An 18,280-nucleotide genomic window follows, 5' to 3' on the forward strand; every position below is an offset into this window, starting at 1 on the left:
CTGGTGATGATACCGGTGTAGAATCCAGGAAAGAGAAGTTAGAAAAGCTAAAAGAAGCGACACAGCAATTTGAAGCCATTTTTATCGCCCATATGCTAAAAACTATGCGCGACACGATTCCTGAAGGTGGACTGTTCGACCGGAAATTGGCCGATGATTTCTACGAAAGTATGTTTGACCAAGAGATATCCATAGAATTGGCCAAGCGTCAAAATCGAGGTTTTGCAGATATACTATTCAGGCAGTTATCAGGTAAACTGGACACAGGGACGCCTCTCAAAGAAATTCTTGATGGTGTGAATGAGTTGAAGAGCAATGGCCGAAAACTTGATTCGATCCATAAACTAAAAAATTTGGAGCCAATTGTTCAAAGATCAGCTAAGGAATTCGACCTGGATCCAAACCTGATTCATGCGGTAATTATGCAGGAATCTGCAGGCAATCCAAACGCTGTTTCATCAAAAGGGGCAAAAGGTTTGATGCAACTTATTGATTCGACAGCAAAGATGATGGGAGTAAATAACCCATTTGATCCTGAAGAGAACATTAGAGGCGGAGCAAAGTACCTCAAGCAATTGTTGAATCAATTCGATAATGATTTAGAACTTGCTCTTGCAGCATATAATGCCGGACCAGGAAATGTGAAAAATTATGGTGGTATTCCTCATTTCAAAGAAACGCAAAACTATGTTAAGAAGGTTCTACAAAATTATTATTCTATGAAACCCAAACAGCCAAAAGAAATAACCTAGATAGTAAGGACAGGTTGGATGTCAAAACAGCAAGAAGCTATTTCGCTTCCGGAAGAATTTTATAGAACATTAGTACAGGTGTTATCATCTGAAAATGAATCACTACAAAAGTTTGTGAACAATTTGGATAGTCAATACCACGTTCTTATCAATCAAAAATTAACAGATTTTGTTTCAATATTAAAAGATCAGAAGAGATTACTTGCTGAATCGCAAGAGGCGGAAAAGCAAAAGTATCAAAAGATAAAAACTTTTTTGCCTGGTTCAAACAAGCATTCATTACATGAGTTGATTATGGCTTCTCCTCCTGATTACAGGGATAAGCTCATTGAATTAAAAGAAAACTTTGATTTTAGCCTAGAGAAAATTCAGAAGAAAAGAGATCGAAATAAACTATTAATCCAAAAAAGCCTGGATATGATTCAAAGCCAAATTAAATATTTGCGGATTATGACACAGCCTGGTTATGATGCTAAAGGTAATAGAGAAGCAACTGATATTTCATACATAAATAAACAAATATAATGGCTGGCCTCAACAACATATTAACAACCGCTTACTCTGCTTTAATGGCGCAGCAAGCCGGTATGAATGTTACCGGTTCGAATATTGCAAATGCGCAAAATCCAAATTATTCTCGCCAAACGTTAAAACTGTCATCAGCCACCGTTTATGGATCTTTACTAGGAACGGGAGTTCATATAGACAGCATTCAAAGAGGCAGAGATCAAGTCATCGATGTAGGAATTTGGCAAGAAAAGGCGCATTTCGGTTACTATGAATCTGAGGATAAATATACCGCATTTGTGGAGTCTGTTTTCAATGATTTGACTGGTGAAGGATTATCACAGTTTTTGGATGAATTTTGGAATTCTTGGTTAGAGCTTTCAAACCACCCGGAAAACTCAGGAGCACGCGCAGGTGTTAGCATAAAAGCAAAGAGACTAGCAATCAGACTTAATAACATGGATAACCAACTGCGTACGTTAGCTAAACAATCTCAGGTAGAGTTAAAAAACAGGACTGATGATTTTAATAATTTATTGAAGCATATAGCTAAAATAAATACACAGATAATCAGAGATAGCAACAATGCAGGCTATAATAACTCATTGCTGGACAAACGAGATAGCCTAATTAATGAATTGTCCACTTATATTGACCTCAAAGTTATATTTAATGAAGGAGGCTCCGTTACCTTGTTTGGCAGTAATCAAATATTGCTGGATAAAGGAAATTCCTATGAACTAGAGATGGAAAGTAGAAATCAGGCTGGACAAAATAATGTATATCTTTCAATACATAACGGTAAAGAATTAAATATAAAAGATGGTCTTTTAAAATCATTGGTTGAGCAATCAAATATATCCGATGAGTTAAAGGAACTTGATGAAATTGCGAAAAACTTAGTGGAGCAAGTTAATACTCTGCACAAAACATTTTTCGATTTAAAAGGGGGTACTGGCAAAGAATTTTTTAACAGTACTGGTATAAAAGCTGGATCAATCCGAGTAAAACCTGAAATCATCAATGATGCTTCAAACATTGCAGTTTCTAAAGATGGTCAAAATGGAGATGGAGCTGGTTCATTAGATATTGCAAATGTTCGATATGCTAAAGTTTTAAGAAATGCATCAAATACAATTGATGAAAGCTATCAATCTATAGTTTCAATAATTGGACAAAAAAGAAGATCATCGGTAGATAATTTTGAGATACAAACCAGTGTAGTAAAAGCTTTAGAAAATCAACGTCAATCTATCATGGGGGTATCTCTTGAAGAAGAAATGATTAATTTGATTAAATATCAAAATGCATTTTCTGCTACCAGTCGATTTATTGGGGCGGTAGATGAAATGTTGCAAACAGTTATAAATATGGTGTAGGTATATGAGGGTTACATCTTTTACATTCATTTCGAATTTGAATTCGCTCTTGGCACAGAATTTATCACGTATTAGCGAACTTCAAATTGAAATCAGTTCAGGTAAAAAACTGAATAAGCCATCTGACGATGCAAGTGGAGTACCCATTGTTCTTGGGATTTACTCCAAAATAGAACGGAATAATCAATACATTCGTAATATTGATGATGGTCTTAGTCGATTCGGATTAACGGAAAATACTTTAAATGATGTAAGCAATCTGATCAATAGGGCAAAAGATTTAGCGATATTCGGAGCAAGTGACGGATTGAACAATCAGGACAGACAAATTGCAGCTGTTGAAGTTAATCAACTTATTGAGCATCTCTTTTCTTTGAGTAATAAGGATTCTGTGGAAGGTTACTTATTCGGAGGAACGAAAACCGACTCAGTACCTTTTGTAGCTATAAGGGATAATCAGAATAGGATAACGCGTGTGCTTGCTGATGGTAATATTTCAAGTGCAGTGAATCGAAGTATCGGTGACAACGATGTAACAGAAATTAGCAGTGATTATAACGGAATATTTTATGGAAACGAAAATGTATTTGAAACCTTGATCCAATTAAGAGATGGATTGGAAAAAAATGATAAAAACCAAATACGTGATTCCATGGAGAAATTAAACCGAGATCATTTTCGCGCTATCGTTTCAAAAATAGGCGAGATAGGAGTAAAGGTTAAATATTTTATAGATCGAAAAAATGAGATAAAAAACGATTTTGTTACGTTATCTGAACAGCTTTCATCTTTAGAAGATACGGATATCGCGGAATCTATCATTCTCCTTGAACTACATTTAGTGGCATATCAGGCTGCTTTATTGGCTGGAAGCAAAATCATAGAAACAACTTTGACGAGTATATTGAAGTAGTGTAAACTGAGGAGTTTATTGTGAGTTTGGGCAAAAAAGTTTTAAATACAAAGCGCTGGGGTAAATTGGAAATTGATTTAGATGAAGAAATTTCGTTTGAACGCGGTATTCCAGGTTTCGAGGAAAATAAGCGATTCGTCTTATTAGATTCTGATGATATAAAACCCTTTTACTGGTTGGTAAATATTGAAGATCCAGATTTGGCCTTTGTCCTGGTTGATCCTCAAAACTTTTTGTCGGATTATCAGCCCAAAATATACGAGTCTGATATGGTCGAGTTGAAATCGGATCCCAATGACACACTTATGATATTCGCAATGATTACACTTTCATCCGATCCGGTAAAATCTACTGCAAATTTACTTGGACCTCTCTTGATCAATATAACTAAAAAATTAGGCAAGCAAATTGTCGTGGTAGATGAACAATATTCAACTAAATATCCGATTTTAAATGTAAGTGCTCAAAAAGTTGTCGAGCATGAACAATTAGAAGTTTGTTAAATCAAATACGGTTCCCAGGTTTAAGAATAGGCTAATAAAGTTCTGGTGATCTGATGAACCGTAGTAATTATTAATCATTTTATCAAGGAAGATGAAATGCTTGTATTGACAAGGAAGTCGGGCGAAAGCCTTATCGTTGGTGAAGATGTAATTATTACCGTTGTTGAGATAAAAGGCGGCCAGGTTAAGTTGGGAGTCGACGCCCCAAAGTCGATAGCTATTTATCGTAAGGAGCTCCTCGAAAAAATAATCAAACAAAACATTGCCGCTGCGAAATCTGGTAAAATACATCTATCATCTCTTGCAAAACTGGTCAAGAAAAAAACACGAAAATAACATCATCAAGAATTTAAAAATAGCTTGTTTTTAGAAGTCAGCAGGTTGGGAGGCCACATGACTTCACGCTACTTTAGTATATTAAGCGCATCTATGTTTATTAAGTACAAATAAATTAAGGGTAGTTAAGAGTTAAAACCCTGGTTTAGTCTTCGATTTATTTGAGTTGTTCAATTCAGTTAAACGACCTGAAAAATGATAATTTGACAAAATATGTCTATTCAACATGTGGCTTATATGGCGGAGCTGTGTAGAGTTATAAAATTCAAATGAAGAGTATTGGAGAAAAGTATGATTTGGAAAGATCTTAGTGTTTTAATTACTGGCGGCACAGGCTCTTTTGGAAAAAAATTTACTGAAATAATGCTTGAGCGTTATCAACCTCGCCGATTGATTATTTTTAGCCGGGATGAATTAAAACAACATGAAATGAGACAAATATTCCCTGAGGATAAAAACACGGCAATCCGGTATTTTATAGGAGACGTCAGGGATAAAGATCGACTCTACAGAGCCTTTAATGATGTTGATATAGTTGTGCATGCGGCAGCGTTAAAGCAGGTTCCCACAGCGGAATATAACCCGCTGGAGGTTATCAAAACCAATATTTTAGGAGCGTCAAATGTGATTGATGCCGCCATCGATTGTGGTGTGAAGCGTGTCGTCGCTTTAAGTAGCGATAAAGCAGTAAGTCCTGTTAACTTGTATGGCGCTACAAAACTTTGTGCAGATAAATTGTTCATCGCTGCAAAAGCCTATACCGGAGCTAACGGCACACGTTTTAGTGTAGTACGATATGGCAATGTAATTGGCAGCCGGGGAAGTGTGATCCCTCTATTTAAAGAAAAACGCTCCACCGGGATTCTTCCAATTACGGATTTAAGAATGACCCGGTTTTGGCTAACCCTGGACAAGGCCGTTGGTTTAGTGATAAAATGTCTGGAAATAATGCAAGGGAGTGAAATATTTGTACCCAAAATTCCAAGTATGCGTATTGTTGATTTAGCGAATGCAATTGCTCCGGAGTGCCGTCATGAAATAATAGGTATTCGACCGGGAGAGAAACTTCATGAAGTTTTACTTACCGAAGATGAAATTCACAATACGGTTGAATTTGATGATTATTACGTCGTTCAAATGGATTCAAATCAAAATAATAACAGAATGAACAGTAAACGTGAAAAATTAGATGAGAACTTCAAATACAGCAGTGATACGAATGATTGGTGGCTGGGAACAAGCGAGTTACTCGATTTGGTGCTGCTGAACGAGCCAATAGAATCAAAGGAAGAATTTGTATTCTCATAATAAAGAATAATTTCGCCTGGCTCTAATATGGAAATAAATGCTGAATAAACAAAGGATAGTAGCTATCATTCAGGCAAGAATTGGTTCATCCAGGTTGCCGGGAAAGACACTAACCAATATTGATGGAAAGCCCCTGCTAGCTCGTATCATTGAACGTATCCAGGCTTGCACAAAAATTGACGACATTTTGGTTGCCACTACGAACAAGCCGGAGGATGTTGAAATTCAAACTGTTGTATCAAGTTATGGGATAAGATCATTTGCCGGCAGCGAAAACGACGTATTAGATCGATTCTACCAGGCCGCAAAGCTTGTTGGCGCAGATGTAATCGTTCGCATAACAGCAGACGATCCATTCAAAGATCCCCAGGTTATCGATAAATTTATTAGTTATTTTTTAGCAAATCCTGAGTTTGATTTTTTGGGTGAGGAAGAAAATAATCCGACATTTCCAGAAGGATTAGCGGTTTCGGTGTTCTCATTCAATGCATTGGAAAGAGCATGGCGAGAAGCAATTTTATTTTCAGAAAGAGAGCACGTAACCCCTTATTTCTTAAAAAATCCCCAAAAATTCAATATTGGAATTATTCGAAATGAACAGGATTTATCTCATCACCGCTGGACATTAGACTATGCAGAAGATTTACTTTTTACTCGTGAAATATATGACCGGCTGGGACATAAAGGCATATTTTTGATGGAGGATATACTTGATCTTCTGGAGACTGAACCCTCACTAGCAAACATTAATCAAGGGATAGAGAGGAGTAAAGGGTGCAAATTGTCATTACAGGATAACTTTGAAATGCTGGAGGAAGCGGTAAATTAATAGATGAAAAGAATTACCGAATTGGAAAGTCGATATGTGCAGGAGGTGTTGGAATCACAATTTAGTACCTCTTCAAACGGCATTATGACCAGCCGGCTTGAGCAGAGATTTGCCGATATTTTTCAATCAAAATATGCGATTTCATTTATCAATGGCACGGCAACCATGCATGCCATTCTGTCCGCAGCCGGCGTAGGTGCAGGTGATGAAGTAATCGTTCCACCACTCACAATGGCTAGTACTGCACTTGCGGTTTTGCATGCAAATGCAACCCCGGTTTTTGCGGATATTGATCCTGACACCTGGAACATTGACCCTGAATCCATACTGAATCGTGTTACTCCCAATACAAAAGTGATAATTCCCGTTGCCATTTACGGTCTGCCTCCTGATATGGACCCGATCATGAAGATAGCAAAACAATACGATTTATTTGTTCTGGAAGATGATGCACAATGCTTTTTGGGATATTACAAAGATCAAATAATGGGGAGTATCGGCCATGCTTCGAGTTTTAGTTTTCAAAGCTCTAAACATATAACAAGCGGTGAAGGGGGCGTGGTTACGACCAACGATGAAGAATTAGCTTTGAAGATTCGGAGAATTAATAGTTTAGGATACGGTGCAGTTGAAGGAGGCATCGGCAAAGGAAAAATATCGCGAACCGATATTCAGGATCCGAAATATCTTCGTCATGTTTCTACAGGTTGGAACTACCGTATGCCAGACCTGTGTGCAGCAGTTGCATTAGGTCAATTAGAAAGATTAAGCGAATTTGTCGATATTCGGATCAAAGTAGCAAATCTATACAGACAAGCCATTGAAGGATGTAATTGGTTAGTGCCCCAACGTCAACCGAAAGATTGCATCCATTCATGTTGGTCTTATGTTTTAAAATTACAAAATTCAGATTTAAGCTGGTACGATTTTAGAGATACCTATCTACAGAATAGCGGAGATGGAATATACGCTGCATGGCAATTAACTTATCTGGAACCTGCATTTATAAATACTAAGTTTCACCCGAATCAGAGGCAAAAATTTGCAAAAGGCTTATGTCCGGTTGCAGAAAAAATCCAGCCAAAATTGCTTCAACTTAAGACCAATTACTATGATTTAGATACAGCTGAACAAAAGGCTGAAGCATTATCAAAAACGATTGATTTTTTTGGACGTTAGTAACACCCTTTTTATTTTTTAAAAAATAGAATTTAGAAATCATGATTTTAATAACCGGTGCGAGTGGATTGCTTGGAGCAAATTTAGTGTTACAAGCAAGTCAAAGAAATTTAAAAATCACTGCTCTGTATCACCGCCATAAATTGGTTTACCCGGGATTGAATTCAATTCAGGCTGATTTAAGAGATAAAGAACTGGTTCATAATTTGCTTCGAGATATTCAACCGGAATGCATCATTCATTGTGCTGCAATGACTCATGTTGATCAATGTGAGAAATACCCAACTGCAGCGCATAGAATAAATGTCGGATTAACCCGAAATCTGGCTGAATCGGCAAATAAGCTTGACGCACTATTTGTTTACATTTCTACGGATTCCGTATTTACCGGGCACCGTGGAAATTATTCTGAAGAGCATATCCCGACTCCAATGAATGAATATGCAAAAAGTAAATACTCCGGAGAACAGGTCGTTCAGGAAGAACTTAATTCCAGTTTAATCCTCCGAACGAATTTTTACGGCTGGAATATGCAGCAAAAGAATAGTCTTAGTGAGTGGATGTTGTCGAGGTTGGAATCCGGGCAAATTTTACATGGATTTCATGATGTTTTCTTTTCACCCATTCTGGTGAGTGATCTTTGTGAGATTATTTTGGATATGATTGAAAGAAGATTAACGGGTGTGTATCACGTTACCGGATCGCAAAAATGTAGCAAATATGAATTTGCACACAAATTGGCTGAAACATTTGATTATTCCACAGATTTGGTCAAAAAATTATCTGTTAAAAAAGCTGGTTTGAAAGCATTTCGCTCCAGGAATACATCATTGAATTGCGATAAAGTGAGTCAAGCGCTAGGAATTAATTTACCGGATTTAGCATCCGGATTGATAAATTTCAAAAACCAAAGAGTAATTGGTTTTGAATCTAAACTTAAGGAAATGAGAGGAGAATTTCACGATGCCAGTAATGAAAATTGGCAAGAGGGAAATTGGTCTCAATCAGCAGACCTATTTCATTGCTGATATTTCCGCCAATCATGATGGTGAATTAGAACGAGCTAAGATGCTGGTTCACCTTGCAGCAGAATCCGGAGCAGATGCAGCTAAGTTTCAAAATTTTCAAGCGGCAAAAATTGTTAGTAAAGTAGGTTTTGAATCTCTGAATGGCCAACTGTCACATCAATCAAAATGGAAGAAATCTGTTTTTGAAGTGTATCAGAATGCAAGTATTCCATGGAAATGGACAGAGCCGTTAAAGGCTGAGTGTGCAAAAGCAGGAATCGAATACTTTTCAACGCCATACGATTTTGAAACGGTTGACATGTTGGATCCTTTTGTCCAGGCTTTTAAAATTGGATCGGGAGATATTACATGGCTTGAGATGCTTCGAAAAGTAGCAGAAAAGGGCAAACCGATTCTTCTAGCTACCGGGGCATCCGATATGAAAGATGTTCAACGAGCAGTTCGAGAAATTATTAACATCAACTCACAATTGGTATTAATGCAATGCAATACCAATTATACTGGTAGTTCAGAGAACTTCAAACATATTCATCTGAATGTCCTGAAAAATTACAGCGCCCTCTTCCCTGGGTTGCTATTGGGTCTTTCAGATCATACATCTGGACATGCTACGGTTTTAGGAGCAGTGGCATTGGGGGCACGAGTCATTGAAAAACATTTCACAGATGACATCAAAAGAGAAGGTCCGGATCATCCGTTCTCAATGACGCGAGATGCATGGCGAGAAATGGTTGACCGCACTCGCGAATTGGAATATGCTCTTGGAGATACAGATAAAAGAGTCGTCGAGAATGAGGGAGACACAGTTGTAGTCCAGCGTAGATGTTTGCGGGCATCGGGAGATTTAGAGCAGGGTTCAATCCTGGAGCGTAGTGCCTTTGATGTTTTACGTCCGGCTCCAAGAGATGCAGTCTTCCCGTATGATATCGACCAGGTACTTGGCAAACCATTAAATGTAACGCTAAAAAAGGGAGAACACATCACCTGGGAAATGATCGAGTGATTGCAGGTTGCTTTAGGAATTCATTTTAGTGCGGTTATTATATTTTAGCCGGGATTATACTACCCATGATTACCGTTTCTTATCCAAGCTTGCTGGTTCAAATCATGAAGTATTTTATTTACGCTTAGAAAACGGTAAAATCCTATATGAGCAACGAGCATTGCCAAAAGTGATTCACTCTGTAGATTGGCCAGGAGGAAAGGAAAACGAAAGCTCGCCTGATTCGTGGTTAAAACTCTTAGCAAATTTTGAATCTGTTTTATCCGATATTCAACCAGATTTAATTCATGCTGGTCCTGTGCAGACTTGTGGCTACTTAACAGCTACAGTGGATTTTCATCCATTTATGTTGGCATCCTGGGGATCGGATATTTTAGTCGATGCTGAGCTAGATGAAAAATTGGGCCAGATCACAAGCTATACCCTGGAACGATCTGATATGCTTTTATGTGATTGTCAGGCTGTGAGAAATAAAGTTCAGCAATTGATCACTTACACGGATGATCGTATTGTTCAATTTCCCTGGGGCGTTGACTTAAACCAGTTCAGGCAAATGCCTGGTTCGACTGAATTTCGAAAAAAGCTAGGGTGGGAAGATGACTTTATTATCCTTTCAACTCGTTCCTGGGAGCAAATCTATGGGATCGATGTGGTTTTACAATGCTTCCGGCAGGCTTATTTTCGGAATAGTAATTTAAGACTGTTGCTGCTCGGTGAAGGTTCACAAGCTGGTAAAATTAAAAAATACATAAATCAACATGATCTCAGTAAAGTAATTTCTTGTCCGGGAATAGTTCCCGAAAAGTTATTACCCGAGTATTTTAGTGCAGCGGATTTATATTTAACTTGCTCGCAAAGTGACGGTACGTCAATTTCTTTGTTGCAGGCTCTGGCAACAGGTCTACCTGTAGTGGCCACTGACATCCCGGGGAATCGGGAATGGATTCAACCTGACAGGAATGGCTGGCTCGCACCTTCGAATGATTGGGAATCATTTGCAAATATTATTCATCTTTCTTCTAAATTGAGTCCAATCGAACGAAACCAAATTGCTGAAATTAATCGACAAATAGCAACCGAACGGGCAAATTGGGATGTTAATTTCAATAAGCTTTTAGTCGCTTATGATCGACTTCTCCCTAATTAAGTGTTCTACAAACTGCCAATGAAGACAGAAAATCGAAATAATTCTTTACCCATTTCCGCCATTGTGTGTACTCTCAACGAAGAAAATAATATTGTAGAATGCCTGACCTCGATTGAAAAGAATAAGCCCTCTGAAATAATAGTAATAGATGGAAGTAGTGAGGATAGAACCGTTGAAAAAGCAACTGAAATGGGAGTGAAAGTTTCGGTTTGTGAAAGAAAAGGTTTAGCCTACCAGAGGTACATTGGTGCTGAAATCGCACAACAGCCATATATAGCCTTTATAGATGCCGATGATGTTCTGGATTCGGATTGTTTAAAAAATTTGATGGAGAATTTGCAAAACTATGAATGCTCTGTTGTCCAGGCAATTTCACGTTCCTATTCATCTTCAACTTATTGGGAACGGGCAATGGAGTCGTTGAACCACCTGCGATCCAGAAAGCCCGGACCCACCAATATGGTTGGTCGGCCGGCTCTTTATCGCAAAGACGTACTGATGCAGGTTGGTATTGATAAATATTGGGGCAGGATCGGAAATGAAGACACTGACCTTGCCATCCGTTTCGAGAAACAGAATCAGAAGATGCGAATAGGAGACGGCTATTCAGCAAGAAAGCATTCTAAGACTTTAAAAGAATGGCTGCATAAATGGGCAAAATATGGCAAGGGTGATGCAAAACTGATTATAAAGTATCCGGATAAAAGAACATCTATTTTTCATCATCAATTGATTCACTATCCATTTAAACTTTCGTTTGAAGCTGTAAAAAAGGGCTATGGAAAGTATGTGCCTTTCTACGTTCTGTTTGGCCTGGTAAGATTTGTTATTATGATAGCTCGATTGATTCAATTGAAATGGGAACAGCTGACTTTGAAAACTTCAGGATTTCGAAAACAATTTATTAAAACCTCGCATTAAGGTTTTTTGGAGGAAATATGGCAAGAATTGCGTTTGTTGACAATATGGGAGTGGAGAAACTCGGTATCTTGTATTTAAGCTCGGTCTTAAAACAAGAAGGTCACCAGGTGGATGTTTTCTTAGAACCCTTTGAGCCTGATTTCATCGATGCATTAAAATCCTTTCAACCGGATTTTGTCGGTTTTGGATCATTTATCGGCCAAGAATCCGAAGTCGTAAATATTTTTTCCAGGATAAAATCTTCATTAAATAATGTGATCACAATTCAGGGTGGACCTTCAACAACAATCTATTCTGATCTCATCTATCATCCATCTGTAGATTTTGTACTAAAAGGCGATGGTGAAGAAACATTGCTTGAACTGATTCATGGAGTTGAAACGAATGCAGATTTGTCCATTATTCCAGGCTTATTCTGGAAAGAGAACGGTTATATTCATGAGAATTCCGGGGCCCCGCTGGTTACAAATTTTGATGATTATCCTCCGGCTGATCGGGATTTACATATGAAGTACTCACACTTGCGCCATAGCCGGACAAAGCCATTTTTGATGACCAGAGGCTGTCCTTATCCCTGTACATTCTGCGGGACGGCAACATTGAATAAAATTTACAAAAAGGAAAAAGGTGGTCCTCATTTTCGCTATGGCGTTGGTGAGCGCACTATTGCAGAACTTGAATATGTTAAAGAGAATTACGGACTCGAATGGGTGCAATTCCATGATGCTACTTTTAATGCAAATCGTAAATTTGTTATGGAATTTTTGGAATTATATATCTCAAAAAAAATGCCGCCATTTATTTGTAATATAAGGTCTGAGAATATAAAAGAAGAAGTTGTGAAACTTCTCAAAGAAGCAGGTTGCGATCGCGTTACCATGGGGATACAGAGTGGCAATGAGCACATCCGAAAAACGCTGTCTGCAAGGAGGACACAAACTGATGAGAATATATTCTATGCCTGCAGCGTGTTGAAGAAATATGGCATTCGCGTTCACATTGATTTGATTTTTGGCTGGCCTGGTGAAAAAATCGAGCAAGGCTGGGAAACAATCGATTTGGCAAGAAAGATCAAAGTCTATAAAGTAAATAGAAATGTGATGATCTATTATCCGGATTCACCCATTACCGAATATGCTTACAAAAATAAATTTTTAGAAAAATTCCCGGATGTATTTGATGTTCCCAAGTTGGCAAACCCATTCGTCTCACCATTACTAAATACCCCGGACATTAATAAACTGATCAACCTGGATAAATTAGCTCATTATTTCATTAATAGCCGTGTACTCTCCTTTCGCCCTACTAGAAATATCTTATTAAACGTCAAACCTAACAGGTTGTATTATTTTCTCAAAAATCTACCTGCACTAAAAGTTGCACTGATTTATGATGCAAGGAATTTCAAAGAAAAAGTGCGAATGATTTATGGTTACATAAAGTCAATTATAAATATAAAATGCAATCAGATAAAAGAGGAAGCAAAAGCCAATAAAGCTCGAGAGGAAGTTGCACTCTATAAGAGTATAGCAATGAGTTATCATTCTGAAAAAAAAGAGACAGGTTCAGTTCAAATAGCAGCCTATGATTAATAGGAAAATAATAATTAGTATCATCAAGTCGTGCGGAGTTATGGTGTTAGTGTGTTAGTTTCAAATAAAAAACATATTGAATCATGTCCTATTTGTAGTAGTCCTGATCAAAAAGAAATTATAGACAGGGTATTGATTCTTTCTAATGAAGAACAAGCCCCATATAGATTAAAAATAGTTCGATGTGGCTACTGCCAACATGTATACCAAAACTATGTTTGGAATGAAGAGCAATTAAAGCAATATTACTTTTCAGGCCCAGCCTATTATCGTCCAGATTATTCACACAATATTCCTTCAACTTCCTTAATTCGGTTTGATTCTGTAATGGAAGATATTAAACCATTCCTGATACAGGATTGTCTGCATTTGGATGTAGGGGGTTATGCTGGCCACTTTTCTTATTATTTGTCGAATCATGTAAAAGAATCTCATTGCCTTGATGTTAGCAGTTATTTACCAACAGGCTCATCAAAAAATGTGAAAATAATCAAAGATTCTTTGTTTGAATATGCTTGCAAAAGTGATGAACAATATGATTTTATTAGCCTAAATCATACTCTCGAACATTTAACGGATTTACAATCAGTAAAAAATGCATTATCGAAACTTTTAAAACCAAATGGCTATTTATTGATCGAAGTCCCCGATAATTTAGAAATGACTGAATCGATATTAGATTATACTTTGGACCATACACAGTATTTTACTGGACATAGCTTGTTTGAATTTTTGGATGATAAATTTTATATTAGGACATTCAGGCATTTTAAATATAACAAAACTGTTGATGTGGGGAAGGGCTTTATGTATAGAGTTTTAGCTCAACAGAAAGTTGAGCAACTAGCTTATTCACCACAAAAGAAACAGAAATATGTGGAGCGAATTATTGAGAAAATTGAAAATCGAATCAACAATAATTCAAGAATTTATGTCTGGGGGTCTGGGTACCATACACGACTGCTGTTTTCATTGTCGAAAGTCATTCATCAAAAGACATGTTATCTAATCGACTCTGATCCAACAAGAGAAGGTAGAATCGCGTTTGGGAAAAAGATTGTTCATCCGTCAAAATTAACTTATCAAAAGAATGTTCCTTTGCTGATTTCATCGTTTGCTTACAGACAGGAAATTGGAGACCTGGCCAGATCATTTTTTTCAGCTGAGTCTATTATCAACCCTTATGAGATTTGACATTATTAATGCAAATTAGAATTAATCAATGCGTATAGCCTTATTAGGTTGTGGCTCAATAGGTCGCCGACATTTAAGAAATTTGAGGAGTCTAGATAAAACGGATTTAGTTGCCTATGATCCATCTACAAAGGTTCAAAACGTCATAGAACAGGAATTTGGTGTTTCTGTATATCATTCTCTTGATCACGTTTGGGACCAACGTCCGGACGTCGTTCTGGTTAATTCTCCGCCTAATCACCATCTTGATGTAGGATTAGCGGCTGCAAAAAATGGTTGTCATTTATTCATTGAAAAGCCATTGGCTCATACTTTAGTAGGTTTAGATGATCTCATTAAAGAAGTAAGAAACCGTCAATTGATCAACATGGTCGCGTGTAATATGCGTTTTCATCCCGGACCTGCTATGATAAAAAAGCTTCTTGATGAAAATGCAATAGGGGATGTGATCTCAGCCCGTCTACAGTTTAGTTCTTATTTACCAAATTGGCGTCCATGGCAAGATTACAGAAAAAGTTATAGCGCTTCAAGTGAGTGGGGGGGAGCCATTTTGGATTGTATACATGAAATTGATTTAGCGCTGTGGTACTTCGGAGCAGGGAAAGTTGCAGCGGCTGTATATTTACCGGCTAAGGCTATAGGATTGGATACCGACGGACTGGCGGAGATAATTCTTCGCCATGAATCTGGTGTCCTGAGCAATGTACACGTTAATTTTGTACAAAGAGATTATAATAGAAACTGCCAAATAGTTGGTTCGGAAGGGACCATTTATTGGGACTTCAATAATCGCAATGTCTTGGTTTATGGCTCAGATGGAAAAGTAAAGGATACTTACAATGAACCTGAAAATTGGCAATTAAATGATATGTATATCGATGAACTCCAACATTTTTTGTACCATGTTCAACATGGCGGTGAGCCTAATAATCCCATCCAGGAAGGATTATCAACATTAAAGATTGCTCTTTCAGCAAGAGAAATGAATTGTAGGCTTTCATAAATGGCATTTTTGAGTGAAAAAAACTTGAAAGAGAAAATGCAAACTGAAACAACCCAATCGCAAGACAACTATATTTTAGCAGGTGAAAAATACCTCATTAATGGCGATCTGCACAAGGCCAAAGAGTGCTTTAAATGGGCTTTGTATGAGAATCCAGGTGATATAACTGCTTTAAACAATTTCAATGTTGTGTCTGAACAGATTCGAAAATCGCAAACATTTCCACCTATTTTGATTGCCACAATTCCAAAATCCGGTACTGTATTTATTGCAAGTTCTTTGCGCAATGGCTTAGGAATCGTTGCCAAAATGGAACCCATCGAAAAAATGATTACTACCGGAGAATTGCAAATCATCGGTGGGCGATTCCCTGATATCAGTATTAATTATTCTTTACTCCAAAAATTATCTTTATCAAAAAATGGGGCAATCAGTATTTCTCATCTACCTCCAACAAATTATAATTCTTTAATGGTAAATAGCTCTCTGGAAAAAATGGTTGTGAATATTCGTGACCCGCGTCAGGTCATTTTATCGAACACGCACCATATTAATGCACTCAAGAAAAAAGAGCCATTTATTGTCGCCACTTATCATTTTCCTAAGGATTATTTTGATTTGCCACTGATAAATCAGGTTGACTACCAAATTGAGAATTGGTTACCCGTTTTCATAAACTGGGTAGAGGGTTGGCTTGATGTAAGTGAAGATCCAAGATTACAATTAGATATTCTATTCACACATTTTGAGGATATGAAAAACGAACCTCAAATATTTTTCAGGTCGATTTTAGAATTCTACGGCATTTCAAAATGTGATTTCAAATGGCCTCTTAAACCCAAAGCAGGACAGTTACATTTTCGCAAAGGCTGTATCGATGAATGGCGTCTAGTGTTCACACCTGAGCAAGAACGAAAAGCCTCTGATATGATTTCGGACCGTCTGTATGAAAAATTTGGGTGGGTGCGGGGATAACCGATCAAACTGTATTAATGAGAAAAAAGTTATGAAATCAACCAAAATTCAAGGCGCTACTTCTAACCCTGGAAGTGTGGATATTATTGCAATTCGTCCTGCCGTTGAAGGGACTTATATTTCAATACAATGTAGAAGTTGTAGCAACCCTTTTACGAGTTACCAGCCGACAGTTGCCGGTGTTGCCATTGGTGAGCATAAGTGTCCTAATTGCCAGGAAGTCCATAAAGTTGTCCCGGATGATTTTGATTCAGCGCTCGATAATATTATACCAGTCAAAAGTTTTGACCAAATAAAGCAACACATCGAAGAAGCCTCTACTATTGCTGAATCCTGGTATCGAATTGAAGGAATATCACAATTTTTGACACATTGCGGACTTAACCTGGGGCAACCAGCCGAACGTGGATTATTGCCTGTTATCTCGCAGGGGCTGGACAAGGCAAAATCCAATATGGGGAGCAAAGAATGAAAAACGCAATTCTGTTCTTTGATATGGGAAATTCAAGTTGTTTACCTGTAATTAAGGCCGTCTGTGAAAAAGGATATAGTCCAGTAGTAAATGACCAGGAGTTGTTGAAAGTAGCCCAGGAAGCAGGATTGCCAATCCTTGATTTTGCAAATTATACGCCCGAAGGAAATCTGAAACGTGCACAACAGGACGCGGTGCAAAGAATAAATGGAATAACCAGTGCAGTAAAAAAACATAAAATCCGGCAAGCATTTTCTTCTGTCTCCGGAGAATTTTTATCCTATGCGGGTGAAGACTTTTTCCGGAGTCTTTATGGAATATTGGCCGGAGAGATCATGGTCATCGAGGCCCTTAAATCGCTAACACGACGACTTAAATTGAAGCTAATTGTCCTGGGATGTGACAATAGCCATATCCAGAGAGCAATAGTGGGATATGCTTCAACAAAAAATATCCCGACATTACAAATTGCTCATGGTCTTTTCACAAAGTCAACAGTCCATTTTTCAGGGAATATACCACCACTTTATTCCGAATCTATTGCGGTTTTCGGCAAAAGGTCACAAGATATTTTTGTCGAACATGGAACCGAGCCAGAACGTGTTGTTATTACAGGCTCACCTTCCTGGGATTCCTTATACAAATCACAATCAAAAATGACCTCCCATGAAGCACGGGGGAAATTAGAATTGGATCTACAGAAACCTGTAATACTTTATTGTGCTAGTTATGCAGAAGGAACATCAGCAATATACTCCTCAGTTTCAAATCACCTTTACTCTATCCATGATGCCGTAATTCAAGCAGCCAAGGAACTAGGAAATGATGTGCAATTCATTGTACGACCACACCCAAATGAATTGAAGCGAGCCAATGTCTCTAATGAAAATGTTCAGCAAATAACCAGGGCATATCATGAGTGGTTAAAAAGTAAGGGAGCTACAAATGTACATCTGTTAATGGATCGTAAAATTGAAGCTATAAACGCCGCTGACGTTGTTATTGCTATCAATAATTCCTCAATGATTCCTGAATCTATGATTCTTCAGCGTCCAGTCGTCAAGATGTCATTGCGCGAATGGGATTCACAAACCTACACAAATGAGGATGGTATCGAAGTTATTGAAGAGTATGATAACCTTCCTAAAGTATTAGAATATCTTATTGCGAATCCGGATCGGAGAGATGCGATGGTAAAACGACAGAATGATGCGCTCCCAGATCTTAATTATAAGAATG

19 protein-coding genes are annotated in these 18,280 nt (G+C 37.8%); all 19 read left to right on the forward strand.

The window, feature by feature from the left end:
* Nucleotides 1-170 precede the first annotated feature (170 nt).
* Nucleotides 171-752: a transglycosylase SLT domain-containing protein gene (locus IIC38_01755; GenBank protein ID MCH8124677.1), complete on the forward strand. Its 582-nt coding sequence runs from the start codon at nucleotides 171-173 to the stop codon at nucleotides 750-752.
* A gap of 18 nt (nucleotides 753-770) precedes the next feature.
* On the forward strand, nucleotides 771-1,277 hold the full coding sequence (flgN, locus tag IIC38_01760) for a flagellar export chaperone FlgN (protein MCH8124678.1): 507 nt from the start codon (nucleotides 771-773) through the stop codon (nucleotides 1,275-1,277).
* A complete protein-coding gene (flgK, locus tag IIC38_01765; GenBank protein ID MCH8124679.1) occupies nucleotides 1,277-2,638 on the forward strand; it encodes a flagellar hook-associated protein FlgK in 1,362 nt (453 codons plus the stop codon). The genes flgN and flgK overlap by 1 nt, the downstream gene beginning before the upstream one ends.
* A gap of 49 nt (nucleotides 2,639-2,687) precedes the next feature.
* On the forward strand, nucleotides 2,688-3,551 hold the full coding sequence (locus IIC38_01770) for a hypothetical protein (GenBank protein MCH8124680.1): 864 nt from the start codon (nucleotides 2,688-2,690) through the stop codon (nucleotides 3,549-3,551).
* Between the two features lie 20 nt (nucleotides 3,552-3,571).
* A complete protein-coding gene (locus IIC38_01775) occupies nucleotides 3,572-4,054 on the forward strand; it encodes a flagellar assembly protein FliW (GenBank protein MCH8124681.1) in 483 nt (160 codons plus the stop codon).
* Between the two features lie 96 nt (nucleotides 4,055-4,150).
* Entirely contained in the window at nucleotides 4,151-4,390 is a 240-nt protein-coding gene (csrA, locus tag IIC38_01780; GenBank protein ID MCH8124682.1) for a carbon storage regulator CsrA, read from the forward strand.
* A 291-nt stretch (nucleotides 4,391-4,681) separates the two neighbouring features.
* The gene (pseB, locus tag IIC38_01785; GenBank protein MCH8124683.1) at nucleotides 4,682-5,698 is read left to right on the forward strand and encodes a UDP-N-acetylglucosamine 4,6-dehydratase (inverting); all 1,017 of its coding nucleotides are present in this window, start codon (nucleotides 4,682-4,684) and stop codon (nucleotides 5,696-5,698) included.
* 37 nt (nucleotides 5,699-5,735) lie between these two features.
* Nucleotides 5,736-6,527 carry a glycosyltransferase family protein gene (locus tag IIC38_01790; GenBank protein ID MCH8124684.1) on the forward strand — a complete coding sequence of 264 codons (792 nt, stop codon included), beginning with the start codon at nucleotides 5,736-5,738 and terminating at the stop codon, nucleotides 6,525-6,527.
* A gap of 3 nt (nucleotides 6,528-6,530) precedes the next feature.
* Nucleotides 6,531-7,706, forward strand: a complete 1,176-nt coding sequence (locus IIC38_01795) for a DegT/DnrJ/EryC1/StrS aminotransferase family protein (protein MCH8124685.1) — start codon at nucleotides 6,531-6,533, stop codon at nucleotides 7,704-7,706.
* A 41-nt stretch (nucleotides 7,707-7,747) separates the two neighbouring features.
* Entirely contained in the window at nucleotides 7,748-8,734 is a 987-nt protein-coding gene (locus IIC38_01800) for an SDR family oxidoreductase (protein MCH8124686.1), read from the forward strand.
* Nucleotides 8,670-9,737, forward strand: a complete 1,068-nt coding sequence (locus tag IIC38_01805) for an N-acetylneuraminate synthase family protein (GenBank protein ID MCH8124687.1) — start codon at nucleotides 8,670-8,672, stop codon at nucleotides 9,735-9,737. The genes IIC38_01800 and IIC38_01805 overlap by 65 nt, the downstream gene beginning before the upstream one ends.
* A 28-nt stretch (nucleotides 9,738-9,765) precedes the next feature.
* Nucleotides 9,766-10,884, forward strand: coding sequence for a glycosyltransferase (locus tag IIC38_01810; GenBank protein MCH8124688.1), 1,119 nt, complete (start codon nucleotides 9,766-9,768; stop codon nucleotides 10,882-10,884).
* A gap of 18 nt (nucleotides 10,885-10,902) precedes the next feature.
* On the forward strand, nucleotides 10,903-11,805 hold the full coding sequence (locus IIC38_01815; protein MCH8124689.1) for a glycosyltransferase family 2 protein: 903 nt from the start codon (nucleotides 10,903-10,905) through the stop codon (nucleotides 11,803-11,805).
* A gap of 17 nt (nucleotides 11,806-11,822) precedes the next feature.
* Nucleotides 11,823-13,397, forward strand: a complete 1,575-nt coding sequence (locus IIC38_01820; GenBank protein MCH8124690.1) for a B12-binding domain-containing radical SAM protein — start codon at nucleotides 11,823-11,825, stop codon at nucleotides 13,395-13,397.
* A gap of 51 nt (nucleotides 13,398-13,448) precedes the next feature.
* Nucleotides 13,449-14,591, forward strand: a complete 1,143-nt coding sequence (locus tag IIC38_01825) for a class I SAM-dependent methyltransferase (protein ID MCH8124691.1) — start codon at nucleotides 13,449-13,451, stop codon at nucleotides 14,589-14,591.
* Nucleotides 14,592-14,619: 28 nt separating this feature from the next.
* A complete protein-coding gene (locus tag IIC38_01830; GenBank protein MCH8124692.1) occupies nucleotides 14,620-15,594 on the forward strand; it encodes a Gfo/Idh/MocA family oxidoreductase in 975 nt (324 codons plus the stop codon).
* Nucleotides 15,595-15,630: 36 nt separating this feature from the next.
* Nucleotides 15,631-16,569, forward strand: a complete 939-nt coding sequence (locus IIC38_01835; GenBank protein MCH8124693.1) for a sulfotransferase domain-containing protein — start codon at nucleotides 15,631-15,633, stop codon at nucleotides 16,567-16,569.
* A 31-nt stretch (nucleotides 16,570-16,600) separates the two neighbouring features.
* Nucleotides 16,601-17,041, forward strand: coding sequence for a hypothetical protein (locus IIC38_01840; GenBank protein ID MCH8124694.1), 441 nt, complete (start codon nucleotides 16,601-16,603; stop codon nucleotides 17,039-17,041).
* Nucleotides 17,038-18,280, forward strand: a 1,243-nt coding sequence (locus IIC38_01845) for a CDP-glycerol glycerophosphotransferase family protein (GenBank protein ID MCH8124695.1), incomplete at its 3' end; no start/stop codon positions are given. The genes IIC38_01840 and IIC38_01845, both read left to right, overlap by 4 nt.

This window comes from candidate division KSB1 bacterium (assembly GCA_022566355.1).
Taxonomy (GTDB): domain Bacteria; phylum Zhuqueibacterota; class JdFR-76; order JdFR-76; family DREG01; genus JADFJB01.

What these genes read in the sequence shown, in the direction of transcription:
- IIC38_01820 (MCH8124690.1), top strand. Translation starts at nt 11,823, where the DNA reads ATGGCAAGAATTGCGTTTGTTGACAATATGGGAGTGGAGAAACTCGGT.
- IIC38_01790 (MCH8124684.1), top strand. Translation starts at nt 5,736, where the DNA reads ATGCTGAATAAACAAAGGATAGTAGCTATCATTCAGGCAAGAATTGGT.
- pseB (MCH8124683.1), top strand. Translation starts at nt 4,682, where the DNA reads ATGATTTGGAAAGATCTTAGTGTTTTAATTACTGGCGGCACAGGCTCT.
- IIC38_01835 (MCH8124693.1), top strand. Translation starts at nt 15,631, where the DNA reads ATGCAAACTGAAACAACCCAATCGCAAGACAACTATATTTTAGCAGGT.
- IIC38_01840 (MCH8124694.1), top strand. Translation starts at nt 16,601, where the DNA reads ATGAAATCAACCAAAATTCAAGGCGCTACTTCTAACCCTGGAAGTGTG.
- IIC38_01815 (MCH8124689.1), top strand. Translation starts at nt 10,903, where the DNA reads ATGAAGACAGAAAATCGAAATAATTCTTTACCCATTTCCGCCATTGTG.
- flgN (MCH8124678.1), top strand. Translation starts at nt 771, where the DNA reads ATGTCAAAACAGCAAGAAGCTATTTCGCTTCCGGAAGAATTTTATAGA.
- IIC38_01755 (MCH8124677.1), top strand. Translation starts at nt 171, where the DNA reads ATGTTTGACCAAGAGATATCCATAGAATTGGCCAAGCGTCAAAATCGA.
- flgK (MCH8124679.1), top strand. Translation starts at nt 1,277, where the DNA reads ATGGCTGGCCTCAACAACATATTAACAACCGCTTACTCTGCTTTAATG.
- csrA (MCH8124682.1), top strand. Translation starts at nt 4,151, where the DNA reads ATGCTTGTATTGACAAGGAAGTCGGGCGAAAGCCTTATCGTTGGTGAA.
- IIC38_01805 (MCH8124687.1), top strand. Translation starts at nt 8,670, where the DNA reads ATGCCAGTAATGAAAATTGGCAAGAGGGAAATTGGTCTCAATCAGCAG.
- IIC38_01830 (MCH8124692.1), top strand. Translation starts at nt 14,620, where the DNA reads ATGCGTATAGCCTTATTAGGTTGTGGCTCAATAGGTCGCCGACATTTA.
- IIC38_01795 (MCH8124685.1), top strand. Translation starts at nt 6,531, where the DNA reads ATGAAAAGAATTACCGAATTGGAAAGTCGATATGTGCAGGAGGTGTTG.
- IIC38_01800 (MCH8124686.1), top strand. Translation starts at nt 7,748, where the DNA reads ATGATTTTAATAACCGGTGCGAGTGGATTGCTTGGAGCAAATTTAGTG.